This window comes from Streptomyces sp. NPDC002520 (genome assembly GCF_053595235.1).
Genome location: NZ_JBSFXG010000008.1, coordinates 91,258 through 111,795 on the forward strand (window position 1 = coordinate 91,258; position 20,538 = coordinate 111,795).

The 20,538-nt window shown below is 71.3% G+C and carries 21 protein-coding genes and 1 riboswitch; of the genes, 14 read left to right on the top strand and 7 right to left on the bottom strand.

The window, feature by feature from the left end; all coding sequences use genetic code 11:
• Positions 1-40: 40 nt before the first annotated feature.
• Positions 41-889 (bottom strand): bifunctional 5,10-methylenetetrahydrofolate dehydrogenase/5,10-methenyltetrahydrofolate cyclohydrolase, encoded by an 849-nt coding sequence (locus tag ACWD5D_RS14185; RefSeq protein WP_451372946.1) that lies wholly within the window; start codon positions 887-889, stop codon positions 41-43.
• Between the two features lie 22 nt (positions 890-911).
• Positions 912-992, bottom strand: a riboswitch (ZMP/ZTP riboswitch).
• A gap of 313 nt (positions 993-1,305) precedes the next feature.
• On the bottom strand, positions 1,306-1,671 hold the full coding sequence (locus ACWD5D_RS14190; RefSeq protein WP_451372947.1) for a nuclear transport factor 2 family protein: 366 nt from the start codon (positions 1,669-1,671) through the stop codon (positions 1,306-1,308).
• A gap of 172 nt (positions 1,672-1,843) precedes the next feature.
• On the opposite strand from ACWD5D_RS14190, the gene ACWD5D_RS14195 reads away from it, so the two are divergent.
• The 6 genes from ACWD5D_RS14195 to ACWD5D_RS14220 all read left to right on the top strand — a co-directional run bounded on the left by ACWD5D_RS14195 (position 1,844) and on the right by ACWD5D_RS14220 (position 6,925).
• Positions 1,844-2,149: a hypothetical protein gene (locus tag ACWD5D_RS14195; protein WP_451372948.1), complete on the top strand. Its 306-nt coding sequence runs from the start codon at positions 1,844-1,846 to the stop codon at positions 2,147-2,149.
• Positions 2,150-2,450: 301 nt separating this feature from the next.
• Positions 2,451-3,539 (top strand): S-(hydroxymethyl)mycothiol dehydrogenase, encoded by a 1,089-nt coding sequence (locus ACWD5D_RS14200; protein ID WP_451372949.1) that lies wholly within the window; start codon positions 2,451-2,453, stop codon positions 3,537-3,539.
• The gene (locus tag ACWD5D_RS14205) at positions 3,539-4,168 is read left to right on the top strand and encodes an MBL fold metallo-hydrolase (RefSeq protein ID WP_451372950.1); all 630 of its coding nucleotides are present in this window, start codon (positions 3,539-3,541) and stop codon (positions 4,166-4,168) included. The genes ACWD5D_RS14200 and ACWD5D_RS14205 overlap by 1 nt, the downstream gene beginning before the upstream one ends.
• Before the next feature lie 88 nt (positions 4,169-4,256).
• Entirely contained in the window at positions 4,257-5,171 is a 915-nt protein-coding gene (locus ACWD5D_RS14210; RefSeq protein WP_451372951.1) for an SDR family oxidoreductase, read from the top strand.
• Between the two features lie 73 nt (positions 5,172-5,244).
• Complete coding sequence (locus ACWD5D_RS14215; protein WP_451372952.1) at positions 5,245-6,033, top strand: SDR family NAD(P)-dependent oxidoreductase; 789 nt, start codon at positions 5,245-5,247, stop codon at positions 6,031-6,033.
• 196 nt (positions 6,034-6,229) lie between these two features.
• On the top strand, positions 6,230-6,925 hold the full coding sequence (locus ACWD5D_RS14220; RefSeq protein WP_451372953.1) for a L,D-transpeptidase family protein: 696 nt from the start codon (positions 6,230-6,232) through the stop codon (positions 6,923-6,925).
• On the opposite strand, the gene ACWD5D_RS14225 is transcribed toward ACWD5D_RS14220, so the two are convergent.
• The gene (locus ACWD5D_RS14225; RefSeq protein ID WP_451372954.1) at positions 6,926-8,128 is read right to left on the bottom strand and encodes a Gfo/Idh/MocA family protein; all 1,203 of its coding nucleotides are present in this window, start codon (positions 8,126-8,128) and stop codon (positions 6,926-6,928) included.
• Positions 8,129-8,261: 133 nt separating this feature from the next.
• Between ACWD5D_RS14225 and ACWD5D_RS14230 the strand changes: the two genes are divergently transcribed.
• Together ACWD5D_RS14230 and ACWD5D_RS14235 are read left to right on the top strand one after the other, a co-directional pair.
• Positions 8,262-9,410, top strand: coding sequence for an ROK family protein (locus ACWD5D_RS14230; RefSeq protein ID WP_451372955.1), 1,149 nt, complete (start codon positions 8,262-8,264; stop codon positions 9,408-9,410).
• A gap of 99 nt (positions 9,411-9,509) precedes the next feature.
• Entirely contained in the window at positions 9,510-9,695 is a 186-nt protein-coding gene (locus ACWD5D_RS14235; RefSeq protein WP_451372956.1) for a hypothetical protein, read from the top strand.
• A gap of 108 nt (positions 9,696-9,803) precedes the next feature.
• Here the strand turns inward: ACWD5D_RS14235 and ACWD5D_RS14240 are convergent, their stop codons facing one another.
• Together ACWD5D_RS14240 and ACWD5D_RS14245 are read right to left on the bottom strand one after the other, a co-directional pair.
• Positions 9,804-11,195, bottom strand: coding sequence for a S1 family peptidase (locus tag ACWD5D_RS14240; RefSeq protein ID WP_451372957.1), 1,392 nt, complete (start codon positions 11,193-11,195; stop codon positions 9,804-9,806).
• A gap of 158 nt (positions 11,196-11,353) precedes the next feature.
• Positions 11,354-12,184: an SAM-dependent methyltransferase gene (locus ACWD5D_RS14245; RefSeq protein WP_451372958.1), complete on the bottom strand. Its 831-nt coding sequence runs from the start codon at positions 12,182-12,184 to the stop codon at positions 11,354-11,356.
• Positions 12,185-12,391: 207 nt separating this feature from the next.
• On the opposite strand from ACWD5D_RS14245, the gene ACWD5D_RS14250 reads away from it, so the two are divergent.
• Both ACWD5D_RS14250 and ACWD5D_RS14255 read left to right on the top strand, forming a co-directional pair.
• The gene (locus ACWD5D_RS14250) at positions 12,392-13,627 is read left to right on the top strand and encodes a MalY/PatB family protein (RefSeq protein ID WP_451372959.1); all 1,236 of its coding nucleotides are present in this window, start codon (positions 12,392-12,394) and stop codon (positions 13,625-13,627) included.
• Between the two features lie 9 nt (positions 13,628-13,636).
• Positions 13,637-14,026 carry a PPOX class F420-dependent oxidoreductase gene (locus ACWD5D_RS14255; protein WP_451372960.1) on the top strand — a complete coding sequence of 130 codons (390 nt, stop codon included), beginning with the start codon at positions 13,637-13,639 and terminating at the stop codon, positions 14,024-14,026.
• A 161-nt stretch (positions 14,027-14,187) separates the two neighbouring features.
• Here the strand turns inward: ACWD5D_RS14255 and ACWD5D_RS14260 are convergent, their stop codons facing one another.
• Both ACWD5D_RS14260 and ACWD5D_RS14265 read right to left on the bottom strand, forming a co-directional pair.
• Positions 14,188-14,604, bottom strand: a complete 417-nt coding sequence (locus ACWD5D_RS14260; RefSeq protein WP_451372961.1) for a Zn-ribbon domain-containing OB-fold protein — start codon at positions 14,602-14,604, stop codon at positions 14,188-14,190.
• A gap of 192 nt (positions 14,605-14,796) precedes the next feature.
• Complete coding sequence (locus ACWD5D_RS14265) at positions 14,797-15,708, bottom strand: TetR family transcriptional regulator (RefSeq protein ID WP_451372962.1); 912 nt, start codon at positions 15,706-15,708, stop codon at positions 14,797-14,799.
• Between the two features lie 229 nt (positions 15,709-15,937).
• On the opposite strand from ACWD5D_RS14265, the gene ACWD5D_RS14270 reads away from it, so the two are divergent.
• The 4 genes from ACWD5D_RS14270 to ACWD5D_RS14285 all read left to right on the top strand — a co-directional run bounded on the left by ACWD5D_RS14270 (position 15,938) and on the right by ACWD5D_RS14285 (position 20,500).
• Positions 15,938-17,038, top strand: a complete 1,101-nt coding sequence (locus tag ACWD5D_RS14270; protein WP_451372963.1) for a substrate-binding domain-containing protein — start codon at positions 15,938-15,940, stop codon at positions 17,036-17,038.
• 144 nt (positions 17,039-17,182) lie between these two features.
• Positions 17,183-18,490 carry an ABC transporter substrate-binding protein gene (locus ACWD5D_RS14275; RefSeq protein ID WP_451372964.1) on the top strand — a complete coding sequence of 436 codons (1,308 nt, stop codon included), beginning with the start codon at positions 17,183-17,185 and terminating at the stop codon, positions 18,488-18,490.
• 238 nt (positions 18,491-18,728) lie between these two features.
• Positions 18,729-19,583 (top strand): carbohydrate ABC transporter permease, encoded by an 855-nt coding sequence (locus ACWD5D_RS14280; RefSeq protein ID WP_451373096.1) that lies wholly within the window; start codon positions 18,729-18,731, stop codon positions 19,581-19,583.
• Positions 19,580-20,500: a carbohydrate ABC transporter permease gene (locus ACWD5D_RS14285; RefSeq protein WP_451372965.1), complete on the top strand. Its 921-nt coding sequence runs from the start codon at positions 19,580-19,582 to the stop codon at positions 20,498-20,500. The genes ACWD5D_RS14280 and ACWD5D_RS14285 overlap by 4 nt, the downstream gene beginning before the upstream one ends.
• Positions 20,501-20,538: the final 38 nt, after the last annotated feature.

Consider the following 20,538-nt stretch of genomic DNA (forward strand, 5'->3'; position numbering starts at 1 on the left):
GCGCCACGAGCCGGGCGGACCGGAACGCCTCGTCGAGGGATCACACGCCGAGCTGCCGGGCGGCGGCGGTCACGGTCTGTTCCAGCAGCGTCGCGATCGTCATCGGGCCGACGCCGCCCGGCACCGGCGTGATCAGCGAGGCCCGCTCCACCGCCGAGTCGAAGTCGACGTCGCCGACGTTCCCCGGGTTGTAACCGGCGTCGATCACCACCGCGCCCGGCTTGACGTCCCCTCCCCGGATCAGCCGCGGCCGGCCCACGGCGGCGACCACGATGTCCGCCTCGCGGACCGCGGCCGACAGGTCGACGGTGTGCGAGTGGCAGTACGTCACCGTCGCGTCCCGGCCCAGGAGCAGCATGCCCACCGGCTTGCCGAGGATCGCGCTGCGGCCCACCACCACGGCCCGCTTCCCGGCCGGGTCGACGCCGTACTCGTCGAGCAGCCGCATGATGCCGCCCGGAGTGCAGGAGACGAAGCCCGGCAGGCCGAAACTCATCGTGGCGAAGGACGCGAAGGTGACCCCGTCGACGTCCTTGTGCGGGGCGATCGCCTCGAACGCGGCCCGCTCGTCGATGTGGTCGCCCACCGGGTGCTGGAGCAGGATGCCGTGCACCGTCGGGTCGTCCGACAACTCCCGCAGGGTGCCGACGAGTTCGGCGGTGGTCGTGGAGGCGGGCAGTGCCACGTGCCGGGACTCGATGCCCGCCTCGCGGCAGCGGTTCTGCTTCATGCGTACGTACGTCACGGACGCCGGGTCCTCGCCGACGAGCACCGTGGCCAGACAGGGCGCGCTGCCCGTCCGCTCGGTGAGATCGGCGGCCGTCTTCGCGGTCTCCTCGACGATGCGGCGGGCGAGGGCGGTGCCGTCCATGAGGCGGGCCTGAGTCATCTGCGCTCCTGAGCTGGTTGACCTTCATCGCCCAGGCGCGCGGCATCGACCGTGGACCGCTCCCCGGTGGTACTCCACCTCAGCGCCAGTCACGGCCCGCGTACAGGGTAACCGGGGCCCCGAGCCGCACCGACGCGGTGGGTGCGGCGCGGCTCACCGGGGCCGGCCGTGGCGCGTGCGCGCCGCACGCGGCACCGCCGGACGTGGCAGCGCGGGATGCGGCAACGCGGGCCGGGGCCGAGTGCGCGCCGCTGCCAGCATCGAACGAAGCAGAGCGGCGGTCGCGCGCAGACCTGCCGCGGAAACGGGGGCCGGTTGCCGGGGGCGGGACGGACGCGCCGCCCTTCCCAGCCTCGCCCGTGCCGAGAAGGTCCAGGTCAGCCGGGAGGTGACCTGGACCCTCGCGACCTTCCTCCCTACTCGTCCCATGCCTGGATCAGTATCTGTCGGGCGATCTTCCCGTTTTCCAGCGTGATCATCGACTCGGCGAGGACCCGGGTGCCGTCCTCGTACTCGCAGGACTCGGTGAAGGCGGCCCGGTTGCCCTCGATGACGCACTGGTCCAGGTGGTGTGTCATGTCGCGGCTGTAGAGGTCGTCGAGCAACTCCGCTATCTGGCCGCGGCCCTGAAGGATCTTGGGGTGGCTCGGCTGGCTGTCGCGGTCGATGATGAGGATCTCCGCCTTGTCCGCGTAGAGGGCGAGCAGCGTGTTCCCGGTATTGCCCTCTATGCCCCGGCGCAGTGTCTCGGTGTCGAAGGTGGAACCTGTCGCGGTGCCCATCGGGACCTCCTTCCGGCGCCCGCGGCCCGCCAGGGAGCGGACCGCACGGACCCCACCATCGAGCCTCCTCCGCCCCGACGGCCACGGCAAGCGCAGACGCCGTGCTCCGCCTCCCGGGTGAGCGCGGCCCGGGGCCCGTGTCCGTGCGGCGTCCGGCACCGTTGCTGAAGGCATGATCTCAACACGACGTATCGTCGCCGCAGTCGGTCTGGCCGTCGGTGTCACCGGTCTCGCGGCACCGATGGCGAACGCGGCCGACGCGGGCGCATCGAACACCGGGCAGATCAACCCGATGACCACGCTGGACTCGCTCGCCGTCAGCGACATCCCCGCCGAGCACAGGGCCCAGGTACCGACCGTCACCGAGCAGGTGCGCGGACTGGACCAGCTCGGCGGACTGAACCGGCTGAACGAACTCCACCAGCTCACCGACCTCGCCGCACCCGTGACCGGCCTGCTCCCCGCCGTCGAGGCCTGAGCCGGCAACGCACGTGAGTCGCCTGTGCAGGTGAGCCGCCCGCCCGCGTGAGCCGCCCGGGTTCGTGCTCCGGGCAGGTGCCTGATCCGCCCATGGATCCGAGGGCCGTCCCCGCCGGGACGGCCCTCACCGCTGTCCGGCCACGGCCACGGGCACGGCCAAGGCCGCGGTCCAGGCCAAGGTCAGGGCCCTGCCGGTGGTAGATGGAAAGATCAACTATTGACCCCGTGTCCATGTCCCTACTGATGGGTCGCGCGTAGGGTCGGCACCGTAGGCAATTCGACGAAGAGGGGCCAGGCACATGGCGCAGGAAGTACGCGGCGTGATCGCACCGGGCAAGGACGAACCCGTACGGGTCGAGACGATCGTGGTCCCGGATCCGGGGCCCGGCGAAGCCGTCGTACGTGTCCAGGCCTGCGGGGTCTGCCACACCGATCTGCACTACAAACAGGGCGGAATCTCCGACGACTTCCCCTTCCTGCTCGGCCACGAGGCCGCCGGTGTCGTGGAGTCGGTCGGCGAGGGCGTCACCGATGTGGCACCGGGTGACTTCGTCGTCCTCAACTGGCGTGCGGTGTGCGGGAACTGCCGGGCCTGTCTGCGCGGCCGGCCCTGGTACTGCTTCAACACCCACAACGCGAAGCAGAAGATGACCCTGGCCGCCACCGGTCAGGAACTCTCCCCGGCCCTGGGCATCGGCGCCTTCGCCGAGAAGACGCTCGTCGCGGCCGGCCAGTGCACCAAGGTGGACCCGGCCGTCTCCCCGGCCGTGGCCGGACTGCTCGGCTGCGGCGTGATGGCCGGCATCGGCGCCGCGATCAACACCGGGAACGTCGGCCGCGGCGACTCCGTCGCCGTCATCGGCTGCGGCGGCGTCGGCGACGCGGCCATCGCCGGATCGAACCTCGCCGGCGCGGCGAAGATCATCGCCGTCGACATCGACGACCGGAAGCTGGAGAAGGCGCGCACCCTGGGCGCCACCCACACCGTCAACTCCGCGAAGACCGACCCGGTCGAGGCCATCCGCGAGCTGACCGGCGGCTTCGGCGCCGACGTCGTCATCGAGGCGGTCGGCCGGCCCGAGACGTACAAGCAGGCCTTCTACGCCCGCGACCTGGCCGGCACCGTCGTCCTCGTCGGCGTCCCCACCCCCGAGATGAAGCTCGAACTGCCCCTGCTGGACGTCTTCGGCCGCGGCGGCGCCCTCAAGTCCTCCTGGTACGGCGACTGCCTGCCCTCCCGCGACTTCCCGATGCTCATCGACCTGCACCTGCAGGGCCGGCTGCCGCTGGACGCGTTCGTCACCGAGACCATCCAACTCGACGAGGTGGAGAAGGCCTTCGACCGGATGCACGGCGGCGACGTGCTGCGCTCGGTGGTGGTGCTCTGATGACCACCCGCATCGAACGCCTCGTCACCAGCGGCCGGTTCACCCTCGACGGCGGCACCTGGGACGTCGAGAACAACGTGTGGATCGTCGGCGACGAACGCGAGGTGATCGTCATCGACGCCGCCCACGACGCCGAGGCCATCGCCGAGGCGGTGGCCGACCGCCGCCTCAGCGCCATCGTGTGCACCCACGCGCACAACGACCACATCGACGCCGCGCCCGCCCTCGCCGACCTCACCGGCGCCACGATCTGGCTCCACCCCGACGACCTGCCGCTGTGGAAGCTCACCCATCCGCACCGCGAGCCCGACCGTCATCTCCTCGACGGCCAGGTCCTCGAGACCGCCGGCGCCGACCTGACCGTCCTGCACACCCCCGGCCACGCCCCCGGTGCCGTCTGCCTGTACGACCCCGGTCTCGGCGTCGTCTTCACCGGCGACACCCTCTTCCAGGGCGGCCCCGGCGCGACCGGACGCTCGTACTCCCACTTCCCGACGATCATCGAATCCATCCGGCACAACCTCCTCACCCTTCCCCCGGACACCAAGGTCCTCACCGGCCACGGGGAGTCCACGACCATCGGCGCCGAGGCACCCCACCTGGAGGAGTGGATCGCGCGCGGACACTGAGCGCTCCGCCGAAAAAGCGCGTGAGGATGTCCGGCGTTCCCGCGAAACTGGCGTCCGACAACTGTCGTCACTGCACGGGAGGCCGGACATGTCAGGTGCGCTCGAGGGCAAGGTCGCGCTGGTCGCCGGGGCGACCCGGGGCGCCGGACGGGGGATCGCCGAGGAACTCGGCGCGGCCGGCGCCACCGTCTACGTCACCGGACGCAGCACCCGCGCCCGCCGCTCCGAGTACGACCGTCCCGAGACGATCGAGGACACCGCGGACCTCGTCACGGCGGCCGGCGGGCACGGCATCGCCGTCCCCGTCGACCACCTGGACAAGTCCGCGGTGAGCGCCCTGGTGGACCGCATCGCCGACGAACAGGGCCGCCTGGACGTCCTCGTGAACGACATCTGGGGCGGCGAGAAACTCTTCGAGTGGGACACACCGGTGTGGGAGCACGACCTCGACAACGGGCTCCGACTGCTCCGGCTCGCCGTCGAGACCCACGCCGTCACCAGTCACTTCGCCCTGCCGCTCCTGCTGCGCCGGCCCGGCGGCCTCGTCGTGGAGGTCACCGACGGCACCGCCGACTACAACCGCGACAACTACCGCGTGAACCTCTTCTACGACCTCGCCAAGACCTCCGTACTGCGCATGGCCTTCGCGCTCGGCCACGAACTCGGCCCGCGCGGGGCGAGTGCCGTCGCGCTGACCCCCGGCTGGATGCGCTCGGAGATCATGCTCGACCTCTTCGGCGTCCGTGAGGACAACTGGCGCGACGCCCTCGACCGCGAGCCGCACTTCGCCATCTCCGAGACCCCGCGCTTCGTCGGCCGCGCCGTCGCCGCCCTCGCCGCCGACCCCGACGTGTCCCGCCACAACGGCCACTCCCTCTCCAGCGGCGGCCTCGCCCAGGAGTACGGCTTCACCGACGTGGACGGCAGCCGCCCCGACGCCTGGCGCTACATGGTCGAGGTACAGGACCCGGGCAAGCCGGCGGACGTGACCGGATACCGGTGACCCACGTCGGTGACCACGTCGGCAGGCGCACGGAGTCTGTCGTGCTGATCGTCCGGCCCGTACGGTCACCGTCATGACCGACCTCAATCGCTTCGCGGGACACGGAGTTCTCGTCACGGGCGCGGCCCGCGGTATCGGCGCAGCCGTCGCCCGGCGGATCGCGCAGGAGGGCGGGCGGGTCCTGGTGACCGACCAGGACGCGCCCGAGGCGGAGCGCACCGCCGCCACCCTGCGCCAACAGGGCCTCGCCGCCGAGGCGCTGGTGTGCGACGTCGGCGACCGGGCCTCCGTCGAGGCGGCCGTCGCCCACGCCGTGGCCCTCTTCGGCTCGCTCGACGTGCTGGTCAACTGCGCCGCCCACGCCACCCCGGACGTGCCTCTCTTCGAGGACGACCCCGACGACGCCTGGGCCCGCGACCTCGACATCACCCTCACCGGCGCGTACCGCTGCTGCAGGGCAGCGCTGCCGCACCTCGCCGCCTCCGGACGCGGTGCCGTCGTCAGCGTGGGCTCGGTCAACGGCCTGCAGGACTTCGGCAACCACGCCTACAGCGCCGCCAAGGCCGGTCTCGGCTCCCTCACCCGGACCCTCGCCGGGCACGCGGCCGCCCGGGGCGTGCGGGCGAACCTCGTGGTGCCGGGCACGGTCCGCACGTCGGCCTGGGAGGGCCGCGAGGACGAACTCGAGGCCGTGCGCCCGCTGTACCCGCTGGGCCGGGTCGGCGAGCCCGAGGACATCGCCGCGGCCGTGGCCTTCCTCGCCTCCCGCGACGCCGCCTGGATCACCGGCACCACCCTCGTGGTCGACGGCGGACTCACCGCCGTGAACACCGGGTTCCGCGCCAAGGTCGGCCGGGCCTGAGTCCTGTCGGCGCCGTGTGGTGTCCGGTACCCGTTGCCGGGCGGCGGCGCCGAAGTTCAGCATTTCGTCACAGCCCGACCTGAACCGCAACCGTCGGCCCCGCACATGGGTCTAGTAGGCGGAGACCGCGGGAATTGCGCAGGGAAAGTCCCGGGGGAGGCCCCGGGGTCATGGGGAGATAAGGGGAGAGGACGACATGGGGGACATACGTAGGCTAAGTGTCGTCGCGTTGGGTGTCACGGGGCTGGTCGCGCCGCTCACACTCGCGTTGACCGCGGCGCCGGCCCAGGCCGCGAGCTGCACCACGCAGGCGGGGCCGTATCAGAAGCAGGTGGAGAAGTTCCTCGGCCGGCCGGTCGACGGACGGCAGTCCGCCGCCGACTGCCAGGCCATCCAGGCCTTCCAGACCAAGCACGGCATCACACCCAACATCGGCTACGCCGGCCCCGTCACCTGGGGTGTGATGGACCTGATGAACAAGCAGAAGGCCGTCGGGAGCAACCCCAACAAGGCCGGCAAGTGCCCGGTGAACAAGGGCCGGATCGCCTGTGTGAACCTCACGCTCCAGCTGAGCTGGATCCAGGACGGCAGCAGGCTCGTCTACGGGCCCGTGCCGGTGCGCACGGGACGCGACGGCTACGAGACCCGCACCGGTCTGAAGAAGATCTACTGGCGGGACATCGACCACGTCTCGAGCCTCTACAACGTGCCCATGCCGTACAGCCAGTTCTTCGACGGCGGGCAGGCCTTCCACTCCGTGAACCTCAGCATGTGGAACCCGCCGGGCTCGCACGGCTGCGTCAACATGACCACGACGGTCGCCAAGAAGTACTGGTCGCTGCTGAAGAACGGCGACGACGTCTTCGTGTACGGCCGCAAGCCGGGCACCTGATCAGTTCTCCGGAGCTTCCCCGAAGTCGGGGATCTCCAGCCTCACCCCGCCCTGCCGCGCGGACTCGTGCGCGAGGACGCCCGGCAGGGTGTAGCGGGCGGCCACCCACGCGTTCACCGACGGCTGGGTGCGGGTGGCGACGGCGGTCACGAAGTCGTCCACCAGGAAGTGGTGGCTGCCCTCGTGACCGTTGGGCAGGTGGTCGAACGAGCGCGGCAGCCGGGAGCGGTCGTGCACCGGCGCCGAGCCCGAGGTGAAGGCCGCCCGCAGTTCCGGCGCGATGTGCCGCAGCGAGGGGTCGTCGGGGGACAGGGTGGTCTTGGGCTCCAGCAGCTCGCTGATGTCCTTCACGCCGTTCTTGTCCTGCCACAGCGCGACTGTCGCCAGCTGCTCCATGCTGGCCTCGGTACCGAAGAAGCGGAATCGGGACTCGCGGATGTGCGAGGGGTAGCCGACCCGCCGGAACTCGTTGGTGCGGAACGATCCGCCGCCCGCCACCTCGAACAGGGCGGTCGCGTTGGACATGTCGTTGTCGAACCGGCTGACCGAACGATCGAAGACGCCGTCGTCGCGCTCGTCGCGCACACCGATCGCGGACACGCTCACCGCGTGCGTCCGCCAGGCCCCGAGTACCCCGCCCACCGAGTGCGTCGGGTACAGCAGCGGGGGATAGCTCGCGGTCGCCTTCCAGTCCTCGCCGCCGCTGTACCGGTAGGCGTCGTAGAAGCCGAGGTCCATGTCGTGGACGTAGTCGCCCTCGGCGTAGAAGAGCCGGCCGAAGGCGCCTTCGGCGATCTGGTTGCGGGCGTGCACGGTCGCCGGGTTGTACTGGCTGGTCTCGCCCATCATGTACGTCAGCCCGGTCGACCGGACCGCCTCGACGATCGCGGCGATCTCGTCGACGGTGATCGCCATCGGCACCGCCGAGTACACGTGCTTGCCCGCCTGAAGGCCCTTGAGGACCAGCGGGCCGTGCGTCCAGCGCTGGGTGAAGACCGCGACCGCGTCGATCGCGGGCGACTCCAGCATGGCCTCGTACGAGGGGAACGTGCCCGCGAGGCCCTCGGCGGCGGCGAGGTGCTCGGCCCGTTCGGGCAGCAGGTCGGTGACGTGGACCTCGCCCACGCCGGGGTGGGCCTGGAACAGCTTGGCGAACTGGCCGGAGAACTGACCGGCGCCGACGATGCCGAGGGAGAAGGTCATGGGCTTTACTTTTTCGGCAAAAGAATGAGCCCGTCAAGAGGGCGGGCGATACTTCCCTGAGTCGGGTATGCGTCGCTACTGTGGCCTTGTTGCTTCTGTGTCGAAAGAAAAAAGAACGGAGAGGCCGGTCCTCATGACCAGCTGGCAGCCGCTGAGCGCGGGCGAGCGCTCCGTGGCGATCGAAGTCCTCGTGCACGGCCCGCTGTCCCGCACCGAGCTGGCCCGCCGCCTGCACCTCTCGCAGGGCAGCCTCACCCGGCTGACCAAGCCGCTCATCGAGTCCCGGCTGCTGGTGGAGGTGCCCGAGGCGGGCGGGCCGGCCGAGGTGCGCCAGGGCCGGCCGTCGCAGCCGCTCGACGTCGTCGCCGAGTCCCGCTCCTTCCTCGGCTTCAAGATCACCGAGGACATGGTCTACGGCGTCGTCACCACCCTGCGCAGCGACATCACCGCCCGCCTCGACCGCCCGCTGCGAGACCGGGACCCCGCCGGCGTCGCCGGCCTGCTCGCGGAGATGACCCCCGAGCTGGCCGCCGGCCGCCCCGCCCTCGCGGGCATCGGCATCGGCGTGGGCGGTCTGGTGCGCGAGCGCGCGGTGGTCGCCGACTCGCCGTTCCTGGGGTGGCGGGACGTGCCGCTGGCCGAGCTGGTCCAGGAGCGCACCGGGCTGCCGGTCGTCGTGGAGAACGACGTGGCCGCCCTGGTCGAGGCCGAGACCTGGTTCGGCACGGGGCGCGGCCTGGACCGGTTCGCGGTCCTGACCATCGGGGCCGGGATCGGCTACGGACTCGTGCTCGGCGGCCGGCGGGTGCCCTTCGCCGAGGAGAACCGGGGCTTCGGCCGGCACTGGATCATCGACGCCCACGGCCCGCTCACCCCCGACGGCGCCCGCGGCAGCGCCGAGTCCCTGCTCACCATCCCCGGTATCCGCTACCAGATCCGCGCCGCCCGCGGCCGTGACGCGAGCTACGAGGAGATCCTGGCCGGCGCGGCCGGGGGCGAACCCATGGCGGCCCGGGTCGTCGAGGAGGCCGCGCGGGCCCTGGGGACCCTGGTGGCGCAGATCGCCAACTTCGCGATGCCGCAGAAGATCCTGCTGGCCGGAGAGGGGGTCGGCCTCATGGATGTGGCGGGCGACACGGTGCGTGAGACCATCCGCGCGCACCGGCACCCGCTGGCCGATCCGGTCGACCTGGAGACCAGGGTCTCCGACTTCCACGACTGGGCGCGCGGTGCCGCCGTGCTGGCCATTCAGGTGCTGGTCCTCGCCGCGGCGCGGACGTGAACTCCCGCTGCCGCCCGACTCATTGACGTGATGAGCAACACGGTCCGATATGCCCGTATCGAGTGCACTTACTCACAGCACCTTCACCTGGGTCGGCATATGCTTCACAGCATGTCCACCACTGTTGAAGCCGCCTCCGAGCGATCGGCCGCGGAGGTCAACGAGGAGATCCGGGCCCTGTGGCGCCGGGCGGGCGGGACACTGAACACCGAGGAGCGCGCGGAGTACCAGCGCCTCGTGACGGAGTGGGCCGCCGCGTCCCCGCGGTCGCGCCGGGCCGCCTGAGCCCCACGGACCCGCGCGGCCCGCGCCGTTGCCCCGTCGAAGACCTCGCGGGCCCGCGCCGCCGTCACCACCGCCGAAAGCCGCGCAGGCCCACGCCGTGCGTCCCTGTCAGCCCCAGGTCGCCGAGTAGTACCGCCGGTAGGCCTTGCGGTCCCGCTCGGCCCGGATGTAGCGCGTCGCGACCAGGGCGATCAGACTGCCCGCGACGACCAGCAGTCCTGGACCGACGTTCCGGGTGTCCGTGAGCCGTGCCAGCAGCGTCCGCCCCCGCGTGGTGCCCGTCACGGGCGCCGACGAGCCGGGGGATGCCGCGCTCGGTGTCATCGCGCCCTGTGCGGCCGGGGCCGACGGGGCGGGGGAGGCGGATCCGGCGCCGGCGCCGGCCGGGTTCCGGGCGGCGACGAGGAGCCGGACGTTCAGCGCCGTCAGCGCCCTGGTCACCGGCTGGAAGAACGTCGTTCCGCCCGTGGTGCAGTCGCCGTTGCCGCCCGAGGTGACGCCGAGCGCGACACCGTCGGAGATCAGCGGGCCGCCGCTGTCGCCCGGTTCGGCGCACACGTCGGTCTGGATCAGCCCGGTGACCGTGCCCTCCGGATAGTTCACGGTCGCGTCCAGCCCGGTCACCTGCCCGTCGTGCAGCCCGCTCGTGCTGCCGCTGCGGAACACCCGCTGCCCCACCGCCGGATCGGCCGCCCCGGTGATCAGCACGCCCTTGCCACCGCCGATCGCGACCACGGCGGCACCGTCGCCGGCCTTCCCGGAGGCGTACCGGACCAGCGAGAAGTCGCTGCCGGGGAAGGCGCTGTCCACCGTCTGCCCCAGCTGCCCCTCACCCTGTCCGTCGGCGAACCAGACGGAGCCGGACGGCCCGCAGTGACCGGCTGTCAGGATGAAGTCCCGCTGTCCGTCGGTGACGTTGAAGCCCGCCGAGCAGCGCCCGCCGGTCGACAGGATCGGCTGGGCCCCGTTCAGCCGTGTGGTGAACGTGTCCTTCGTCCGCTCCATACGCACGAAACCGCCGATGTCCGCTGCTACATGGGTCATCCGGGACCAGTCGCCCGCCGACACCGTGCGGTCCGCGAGGACGACGACACGGTTGGTGCGATAGTCCACCGACCACGCGGTGCCCGCCACACGCGGCGCCGCACGCAGTGTGGCGGTGGCCGACTTCAGCTCGTTCATGCTGTGGTCCACGACCTTCGCCACCACCCCGGCCCGCCGCACCTGCGCCGCGGCCCCCGGGTCGGTGACCGCCACGACCGGCCGGCCGTCGGCGCCGATCCAGCTGCCCGCCGTCCGTGCCGTTCCGAGCCTCGCCACCAGGGCGGCGCCGGTGTCACCCGTCGTCCCCGTCGAACCGGGCGTCCGGGCCGACGCGGCGGGTGCCGGAGTCTCGCTCGCCATGGCCGCCTGGGCGACCATCGCGCCTCCCAGAAGAAGTCCGCCGACCGCCGCCAGCCGTGTCACTCGCCGGACGACCCGTCGTCGTGCGTGCCTCATGCGTGGCTCCCGAACCCCGGACGCACGATGCCCCTGCCGGCACCGCGGGGCCCTCCGCTCGTCGAGCGCCCGGCCACTTGTACGTGGCCGGAGCCGACGGCGTTCACCGACGGCGGCGGGTCACCTGACATCCGCGCGCCGCCGGTGAGCCCGCGCCGTCAGTTCTTGCGCGCCACCCCGCCGAACATGGCGACCTCCTCCGGCTCGCCGTCCTGATCGCCCTCCGGGCGCCAGCGCGAGCAGGACACCACACCCGGCTCCAGCAGCTCGAAGCCGTCGAAGAACCGCGTGACGGCCTCGGGGGTGCGCTGGGTCAGCTTCGGAGTGCCGTGCTCGTTCCAGAACTTGACCGCCTCGTCCACGTCCGGCATCGAGGGGCTGGTGATGGTGTGCGACAGCACCAGGTGGCTGCCCGCGGGCAGCCGGTCCATCAACTGCCGCACCAGGGCGTACGGATCCTCGTCGTCGCCGATGAAGATGACGACACCGAGCAGCATCAGCGCCACCGGCTTGCTGAAGTCCAGGATCTTCGACGCGTGTTCGAGGATGGCGTCGACGTTGCGCAGGTCCTCGTCCAGGTAGTCGGTACGGCCCTCGGGCGTGCTGGTGAGCAGCGCGCGGGCGTGCGCGAGGACGAGCGGGTCGTTGTCGACGTACACGATCCGCGTGTCCGGCGCGATGCGCTGGGCCACCTCGTGCGTGTTGTCGGCGCTGGGCAGACCCGTGCCTATGTCCAGGAACTGCCGAATGCCCACCTCGCTGACCAGGTGGTTCACGGCACGGCCCAGGAAGAGGCGGTCGGCGCGCGCGTACTCGCCGATACCGGGGTGCAGTTGGCGGATCTGGTCGCCGGCCGCGCGGTCGACCTCGTAGTTGTCCTTGCCGCCGAGCCAGTAGTTCCAGATCCGGGCGGTGTGCGGCTGGCTGGTGTTGATGCGGGCGCGCAGTGACACGGCCACGTCGTTGGTGGCGGCCGAGTTGTCGGTCACGTGGGTCAGCTCCTGGATGCCGGAAGAGACAGGGACGTCGTGCAAAGGGTGGTCGTTCAGGACATTGTTCAAGACGCAATCTAGACGCCCGAGTTGATCTCTGCCGCTCGACCCGGGCAATCCGCGACCGGACCGGGCCGCGACCAGCTGCACACTCCCCGGCCCGCCCCGTTTCCCGGCACCGCACAGCCCCCTATCTTGAGCCCCATGACCAGCACCCCGCACGACACACCCGGCGAACCGGATCCGCTGCGCGCGCTCGGCCTGGAGCAGTTGCGACGTCGTACGAGCATGAAATGGCGCACCTACCCCGAGGACGTGCTGCCGCTCTGGGTGGCCGAGATGGACGTCCCGCTCGCCGGACCGGTCGTCCGCGCCCTCACCGACGCCCTCGCCCTCGGCGACACCGGCTACCCGGCCGGCACCGCCTACGCCGAAGCGCTCGCCGGCTTCGCCGCCAAGCGCTGGAACTGGGACGGGATCGCCGCGGAACGCACCGCGATCGTTCCGGACGTCATGCTCGGCGTGGTCGAGATGCTGAAACTGGTCACCGGACCGGGCGATCCCGTGGTCGTCAACTCGCCCGTGTATCCGCCGTTCTACCAGTTCGTGACCCACATGGACCGCCGCGTGGTGGAGGCCCCGCTCGGCGCCGGCCTCCGTATCGACCCCGACGCGCTGGAGAAGTCGTTCCGGGCGGCGACCGCGGACGGCGGCCGGGCCGCCTTCCTGCTGTGCAGCCCGCACAACCCCACCGGCACCGTCCACACCCGTGCCGAACTCACCGCCGTGGCGGACCTCGCCGAACGGTACGGCGTCCGCGTCGTCGCCGACGAGATCCACGCCCCCCTGGTCGCCCCGGGTGTCACCTACGTGCCCTACCTGAGCGTCCCCGGAGCCGACCGCGCCCTGTCACTGATGTCCGCCTCCAAGGGCTGGAACCTGGCCGGCATCAAGGCCGCGCTCGCCCTCGCCGGCCCCGGCGCCGCCGCCGACCTCGCCCGGATGCCCGAAGAGGTCGGTCACGGCGCCAGTCATCTCGGCGTCATCGCCCACACCGCGGCCCTGAGCGAGGCCACCGGCTGGCTGGACGCCCTGCTGGCCGGCATCGACGCCAACCGGCGCCTGCTCGCCGACCTGCTCGCCGAGCACCTGCCCGCGATCCGCCACCGCCCCGCCGAGGCCACCTACCTCGCCTGGCTGGACTGCCGCGCCCTCGGCCTCGGCGACGACCCGGCCATGACCTTTCTGGACCGTGGCCGCGTCGCCCTCAGCTCCGGCATCCCCTTCGGCACCGGAGGCACCGGGCACGTACGCCTCAACCTGGGGACCTCGCCCGAGATCCTCACCGAAGCGGTACGGCGCATGGCGACGGCACTGGACCGAACGGCCGGGACCGGTACGGGAGAAGGCCGCTCACGGTCGGAGCGTGCCGACTCCTAGACTGCGCACATGGACGACGACACGCTCCTGGCCGGGCTCGGCGCCGGCAAGTACCTGCTGGTCACCAGTTACCGCAAAGACGGCACGCCCGTCGCCACCCCGGTGTGGGTCGTCCGGGACGGCGACGGCCTCGGCGTGTGGACGACCGCCGACAGCTGGAAGGTGAAGCGGATCCGGCGCCGCTCCGACGTTCTCGTCGGGCCCTGCGACCTGCGTGGCCGTCCCACGGGTGACGGGACCCCGGCCACCGCCGAGATCGCCGACGCGGCCACCACCGCCCGCTACCGCTCGCTCATCGCCCGCAAGTACGGCGTCGTCGGCCGCCTCACCCTGCTGGGCAGCAGGCTGCGGCGGGGCCTGGACGGCACCGTCGGGATCCGGGTGACCCTGAAGCCCTGAGGTGGGCGCCGCCGCCTCAGGGCGCCGTGGGCGGTGACGACGCGTCAAGCACCGTGGCGTTCGACTCCGGCCCGCCGGGCGGCGGTTCGTGGCAGCGCATCCTCTCGGGACGGCGCCGGGCCGGATGTGCCTCTGTCGGACCGAGGGAGCGTCGGCCGCGGTCAGGTCCAGGCGCGGTACGGCTCGTCGACCAGTTGGAAGACCGGCTCACCGCGGACCGGGTCCTTGGTCGTGGACAGGCGCACCCGGTCTCCGCTGTGTATGCCGACCGGCGGCCCCATGACCCGGCCCCGCACGATGAAGCCTTCGCTCATCTCGATCAGCGACACGTTGCGCGCGGCGGGCGTGTTCCGGTGCACCACGGTGGAGTGGCGGACGGTGCCGGTGCCCTCGCTGCGCTCCGTGCGGAGCTCGCTTCCCTGGCACACCGGACACAGCAGCCGGTGGTACATGGCCGTGCCGCACCAGGTGCAGCGCTGGAACTGGATGGCGTCCCTGGAGTCCGCGTAAGCCGGGTCGAGAACGCCCGTCGCGGAGCCGGCCGCCGGAAACGAGACGCTTGCTGAGTGGTGGTACACGCTGTTCAACTCCCTGCGCTCGGCCGGAATCCCACGTGCCGGCGCCAACCGCGCACGTGCGTGCCCGGTGTCGTGCCTCCGTGCACGCCGACAGGTTATGGCACTCAGTGTCACTCGTAAAGGCACTGCGTACCCTAAATCTGTGGAGTTTCCGGGGGGATGGCTCCCTTGCGCGGGGATCGGGTGCGGGCGTCAGGCGCGGCCCACGGCGGACTCGAACTCCTGCACCACCCGCCACAGCGGAGCGTCTCGCCGGGTGACGAGCACGATCACGTCGTCCAAGCCCCCGGCGGCACGGCGGGTGTCGGGCGCGGGTGACGCCGGGGCCGCAGCGGATCCGGCAGATGCGGCGGATGTCGGGGATGCCGGGGATGCCGGGGCCGGGAGGGGCGCGGAGATCGCCCGGGAGGCCTGGTCGGTCACCGGGGCCGGGGAGGTGCCGGGGGCGTGGGCGTGATCGCCGAAGGGGGCGCGGGCAAGGGGGGAGGCGGAGGCGAATGCGGTGCCGGCCGACGGGCCGAACGTGGTCTGCACGTAGCCGAGGGCGTGGTCCACCGTGGCGGCCGCGTCGCCCTGTCCGTCCGAACGCAGCCAGGAGCGCAGGGCGTTGTTGTGCGCGGCGACGACCGAGGCGGCGATCACGTTCGCGCGCAGGTTCCCGTCGGGCCGGCCGGCGAAGCGTCCCCGCAGGTACTCGGCCAGCGCGCGCTCGTAACGCCACACCACCGACAGTTCGTAGGCGCGCAGCCCCGGCACCTTCTTGGTGAGGCGGTAGCGCTGCACCGAGAAGGTCGGGTTCTCCGCGTACATGAGGAGCACCAGCCGGGCCGCCTCGCACACCCGCCGCACGGGTTCGGCGTCCGTGGGGCTCGCGGCCAGGAACGCGGTCATGTCGGCGAGACACCGCTCGTGGTCGGGGAAGACCACGTCCTCCTTCGAGGGGAAGTAACGGAAGAAGGAGCGGCGTCCGACCTCGGCCAGGGCCACGATGTCGTCCACGGTGGTCTCTTCGTAGCCGCGTTCCAGGAAGAGCTGGAAGGCCGCCGCGACCAGGGCGTCCCGCATCCGCGGCTTCGCGGTCGGGACCGTGCTGCTGGAGCTCATGGACGGGAACGTAGCACCCGAAGCGCACTTATGGCACTCAGTGCAGTCGGAGGGCCCTGAGTGGGGAACTGAGTGCCGCGCAAGCGCTCGCTCAGCCATTTGCGCGAGCGCTCGCCGAGCCTGGGCGGGCACCCGCCCGAACGCGGGATCGATCGAATTGATTGGAAACGATCGATACGATTGTGTGCGTAGAGAAAGCCACTCGGGATCACTGCCCCAGGGGGAGCCCATGCGACTGCACGTCGACCAGCGCCACGAGCGGGTGCTCGAACTCGTCCGGGAACGGGGCAGTATCCGTGTCGCCGAGCTGGCGGCCGAACTCGGCGTGTCCGCGGTCACCTTGAGGCGTGACGTGGAGACCCTGGCGGCCCAGGGCCGGGTGCAGCGGCTGCACGGCGCCGTGGTCTGGCCGGGGGACAGCGCGCCCGCCCCGGAGCGGCGGCCCGAGTCCGCCGATGGCGTCGTGATCGGAATGATCGTCCCGACCACGAACTACATCTTCGCCGAGATCGTTCGCGGCGCCCGCGAGGCCGTCGGGGCCCAGGGCGGCAGGCTGGTGCTCGGTGTCTCCGGTTATGTCGACACCGAGGACTTCGTGCAGGCGGAACACCTGGTCGCGGGCGGCGCCCAGGGGCTGCTGGTGGCGCCCAGCTGGTTCGGCGGCGTCCCCGCGGACGGCCAGGAGAAGTGGCTCATGGAGTGCCCGGTGCCCACCGTTCTGGTCGAGCGCTCCGCCCTGCCCGGCAACCCCGCCGCCGAGCTCGACCGGGTCCGCACCGACCGCGCGCAGGGCGCCGCCGTCGCCGTCGGCCACTTCGCCGCCCTCGGGCACCGCCGGATCGCCGCCGTCCTCCAGGAAGGACCCCACGCCGACCAGATCAGCGCGGGCTTCGAGGCGGCCGTGCGCACGCGCGGCATCCACGTCGACACCGACGCCCCCAGCGTGCGGGAGCACGGCGACTACGACGCGTCCGTCGAATACCTCGTCCAGGCCGTTCGCAAGCGCGGCGTCACCGCCGCCCTCGTGCACAGCGACGAGGACGCGATCGTGCTCGTGCCCCGCCTCCAGGCACGCGGCGTGCGCGTCCCCGACGACCTCGCGCTCATCGCCTACGACGACGAGGTCGCCGGCCTCGCGGACGTCCCGCTCACCGCGATCGCCCCGCCCAAGCGCTCGGTGGGCGAACTCGCCGCGAACCTCCTGCTGCGCCGCATCGCCGAGCGGGCTGGGGAAGAGCCGGTGAGCCCGCGCCAACACCTGGACCTGCTCCCGGAGTTGCGGATCCGCTCCTCCTGCGGCGGCCGGGCGGCGAGCGCCGACGGTTCCTGAGCCGACACTCAACTGCACGAGCGAAGCGATCGTCTGGCGATCGTTTTGATTATTTCGCGCGAACGCTCTTGACGTTGATCGTGCGTGCACAAAAGATGTCCTGCGACCGCCTCTTCCCGTACGAGGTCTCGTAGGAGCCGTGCCATGACGCGTACGTCACGTTCGTTCCGCATAGTCGCCACCGCCGCTGTCGCCGCGCTGGGCCTGCTCGCCACCGCCTGCGGCGGCGGCGACGGTTCGGCCGGCGCGGCGTCCGACGGCAAGCCGGTGACCATCGACTACTGGACCTGGACCCTCGGCGCCAAGTCGACCGTCGACGCCTTCAACAGGACCCACAAGGACATCAAGGTCAGATTCACCGAGATACCCAGCTCCACCGAGGGCTACAGCAAGCTGGCCAACGCCGTGAAGGCGGGCAACGCGCCCGATGTGGCGACGATCGAGTACCAGATGGTCCCCGAGTTCGCCAGCCAGGGAAATCTGGTCGATCTGACCAAGTACGCCGGTGAAACGGTCAGGACGAAGTTCCCGAAGCCCGTCCAGTCCCTGGTGACCTTCGGCGGCAGCACCTGGACCGTCCCCTACGACGTGGCACCGCAGCTCTTCTACTACCGCACCGACCTGTTCAAGAAGTACGGCATCACCGTCCCCAAGACGTGGGACGAGTTCCGGACGGCCGCCGAAAAGGTCAAGAAGAAGGACAAGCACGTCCGCCTGGCCTCCTTCCCGAAGAGCGACGCCAGCCAACTCGCCGCCCTGGCCTGGCAGGCCGGGGGCAAGTGGTTCGGCATCCAGGGCGACGCCTGGTCGACCGGCGTGAACGACGCCGCCACCCGCAAGGTCGCCGCCTACTGGGACGGCCTCGTGAAGGACGGCCTCGTGCAGACCTTCACCGCCTACAGCCCCGAGGAGACCAAGGCCCGCGCGGAGGGCACCACCCTCTCCTACCTCGGCGCCTCCTGGTCCGCCGGCGGCATGAAGACCGCCCTGCCCGACCTCTTGGGCAAGTGGGCCGCGGCTCCCATGCCCAACTGGGGCAGCGCCGCCAGCGGCACCCTCGGCGGCAGCTCCTACGGCGTCCTCAAGGGCAGCAAGCACACCGAGGCCGCCGCCGAGTTCATCACCTGGCTCACCACGAACAAGGCCGGAGTCGAGGCCCGGCTCGCCGACCTCGAGTCGCCCAGCAGCGCCCTGCCCGCCAACCTCGACATGCGCAAGGTCGCCGCGGCCAAGTTCGACACCGCCTACTTCAACGGCCAGGACCTGTACGCCCTCGCCTCCCAGCAGGCCGAGACCATCGTCCCCGGCTGGACCTGGGGCCCCGACCAGATGGACGTCTACACCGCCATCCAGGACGCCACCGCCAAGTCCGGCTTCACCGCGGGCGTCGAGGCCGGCGAGCAGAAGGCCCGGGCCGGCATCAAGGACCGCGGCCTCAAGCTCGCCGAGTGACCCACGCCGCATGACCCACGCCGCGTGACGGCGGCCGAGTACCCCGGCGGGACGGGCGAGGGCGCGACGCCGGCACCCGGCAGCGCCCCGCCCCTCCCGCCACCCCGATCGTGAAGGAGCCGTAGTGGCAGAGTCCCTGGCCCGCACCGCCGGCCCGCCGGACGCCCGCCGCGTCCCGGCCGGGCCGCGCGGGACCGGGCCGTCCGGGCGCGGGCAGCGCCGGGCAGCCGCCCTGCTGATCACCCCGTTCTTCGTCCTGTTCGCCGCCGTCATGGTCGCGCCCATCGGCTACGCCCTGTGGATGAGCCTGTTCCAGGAACGTTCCTCCGGACTCGGTTTCGGCGGCACCCAGCGGGTGTTCGCGGGGTTCGCCAACTACACCGGCGCCCTCTCCGACGCGGGCTTCCGCGCCTCCTTCACCCACATCGCGCTCTACTGCGCCCTCTACATCCCGTTGATGATCGGCGGCTCCCTGGCCCTCGCCCTGCTCCTCGACTCCGCCCTCGCCCGCGCGAAGCGGTTCTTCCAGCTCGCGCTCTTCCTGCCCCACGCGATCCCCGGACTGATCGCCTCGATCATCTGGATCTACCTCTACACACCGGGCCTGAGCCCCGTGATCGGCTGGATCGAAGGAGCGGGCGGCAGCTGGGACTTCTACGCGAACGACCACGTCCTGCTCTCCATGGTCAACCTGTCCGCCTGGCAGTGGACGGGCTACAACATGGTCATCTTCTACGCCGCCCTCCAGGCCGTACCGCGCGAGGTGATCGAAGCGGCCGTCATGGACGGAGCGGGCGCACTGCGCACCGCCGTGCAGATCAAGATCCCGATGATCGTGTCGGCGATCGTCATGACCGTCCTGTTCACCTGCGTCGGCGCGATACAGATCTTCACCGAACCCAAACTGCTCAACCAGCGCGGAGCACCCTCGATCGACAGCGAGTGGTCGCCGACCCTCTTCATCTGGAAGGCGGGATTCGTGCAGCACGACTACGGCCTCGCAGCGGCCGCCTCCCTGATGCTCGCCGCTCTCGGCGTCGCCCTCTCCTTCATCGTCACCCGGCTCGGAAACCGCTGGAAGGCCGCGGCATGACCACCCTGACCCGAACCACCCGGCCCTCCGCCCAGCCCGCCGCGGACACCCGCCCGGGAGGAGGCAGCCGCCGCACCCCGGCGAACGTCCTGCTCTCCAAGGGTGTCGTCAACGGCCTGCTGCTGCTCGCCGCCTGCTACACCCTGATGCCCGTCAGCTGGCTGCTCGTCGCCGCCACCAAGAACCACCGCGACCTCTTCGCGACCTCCGGCTTCGCCTTCGGCGACCTCAACCTGCTGTCCAACCTGCACCGCCTGTTCACCTTCAACGACGGTATCTACCTGCGCTGGTTCGGCAACAGCGTCCTCTACTCCGTCGTCGGCTCCGCCGTCTCCAGCCTCCTGTGCGTCGCCACCGGGTACGCCTTCGACAAGTACGACTTCAAGGGCAAGGAGAAGCTGTTCGCCCTGGTCCTCGGCGGCGTCCTCGTCCCGAGCACCGTCATTCAGCTGCCCATGTACCTGCTCGCCACCAAGGCCGGCGTCGTCAACACCTACTGGGCGCTGCTGCTGCCCGCCCTGGTCAACCCGTTCGGCGTCTACCTGGCCCGCGTCTTCTCCGAGGGCTACGTCCCCGGCGAGGTGCTGGAGGCCGCCCGCGTCGACGGCGCCGGGGAACTGCGCACCTTCGCCCGGATCGGACTTCCCATGCTCGCCCCCGGCTTCATGACGATCTTCCTGTTCTCCTTCACGGCCAGCTGGAACAACTTCTTCGGCGCGCTCGTGATGCTCAACGACGATCACCTCTACCCGGTCAACCTGGGCCTGTTCATGTGGAACAGCGTCACCCAGCAACAACCCGAGTACTACGCGCTGGTGATCACCGGCTCGCTCGTCGCCGTACTCCCGCTGATCGCCGCCTTCGTCTGCCTGCAGCGCTTCTGGCGCTCGGGACTGACCGCCGGTGCGGTGAAGTGAAGGTGCACGTGACCCACCCCCGCCCCACTCCCCGCCCC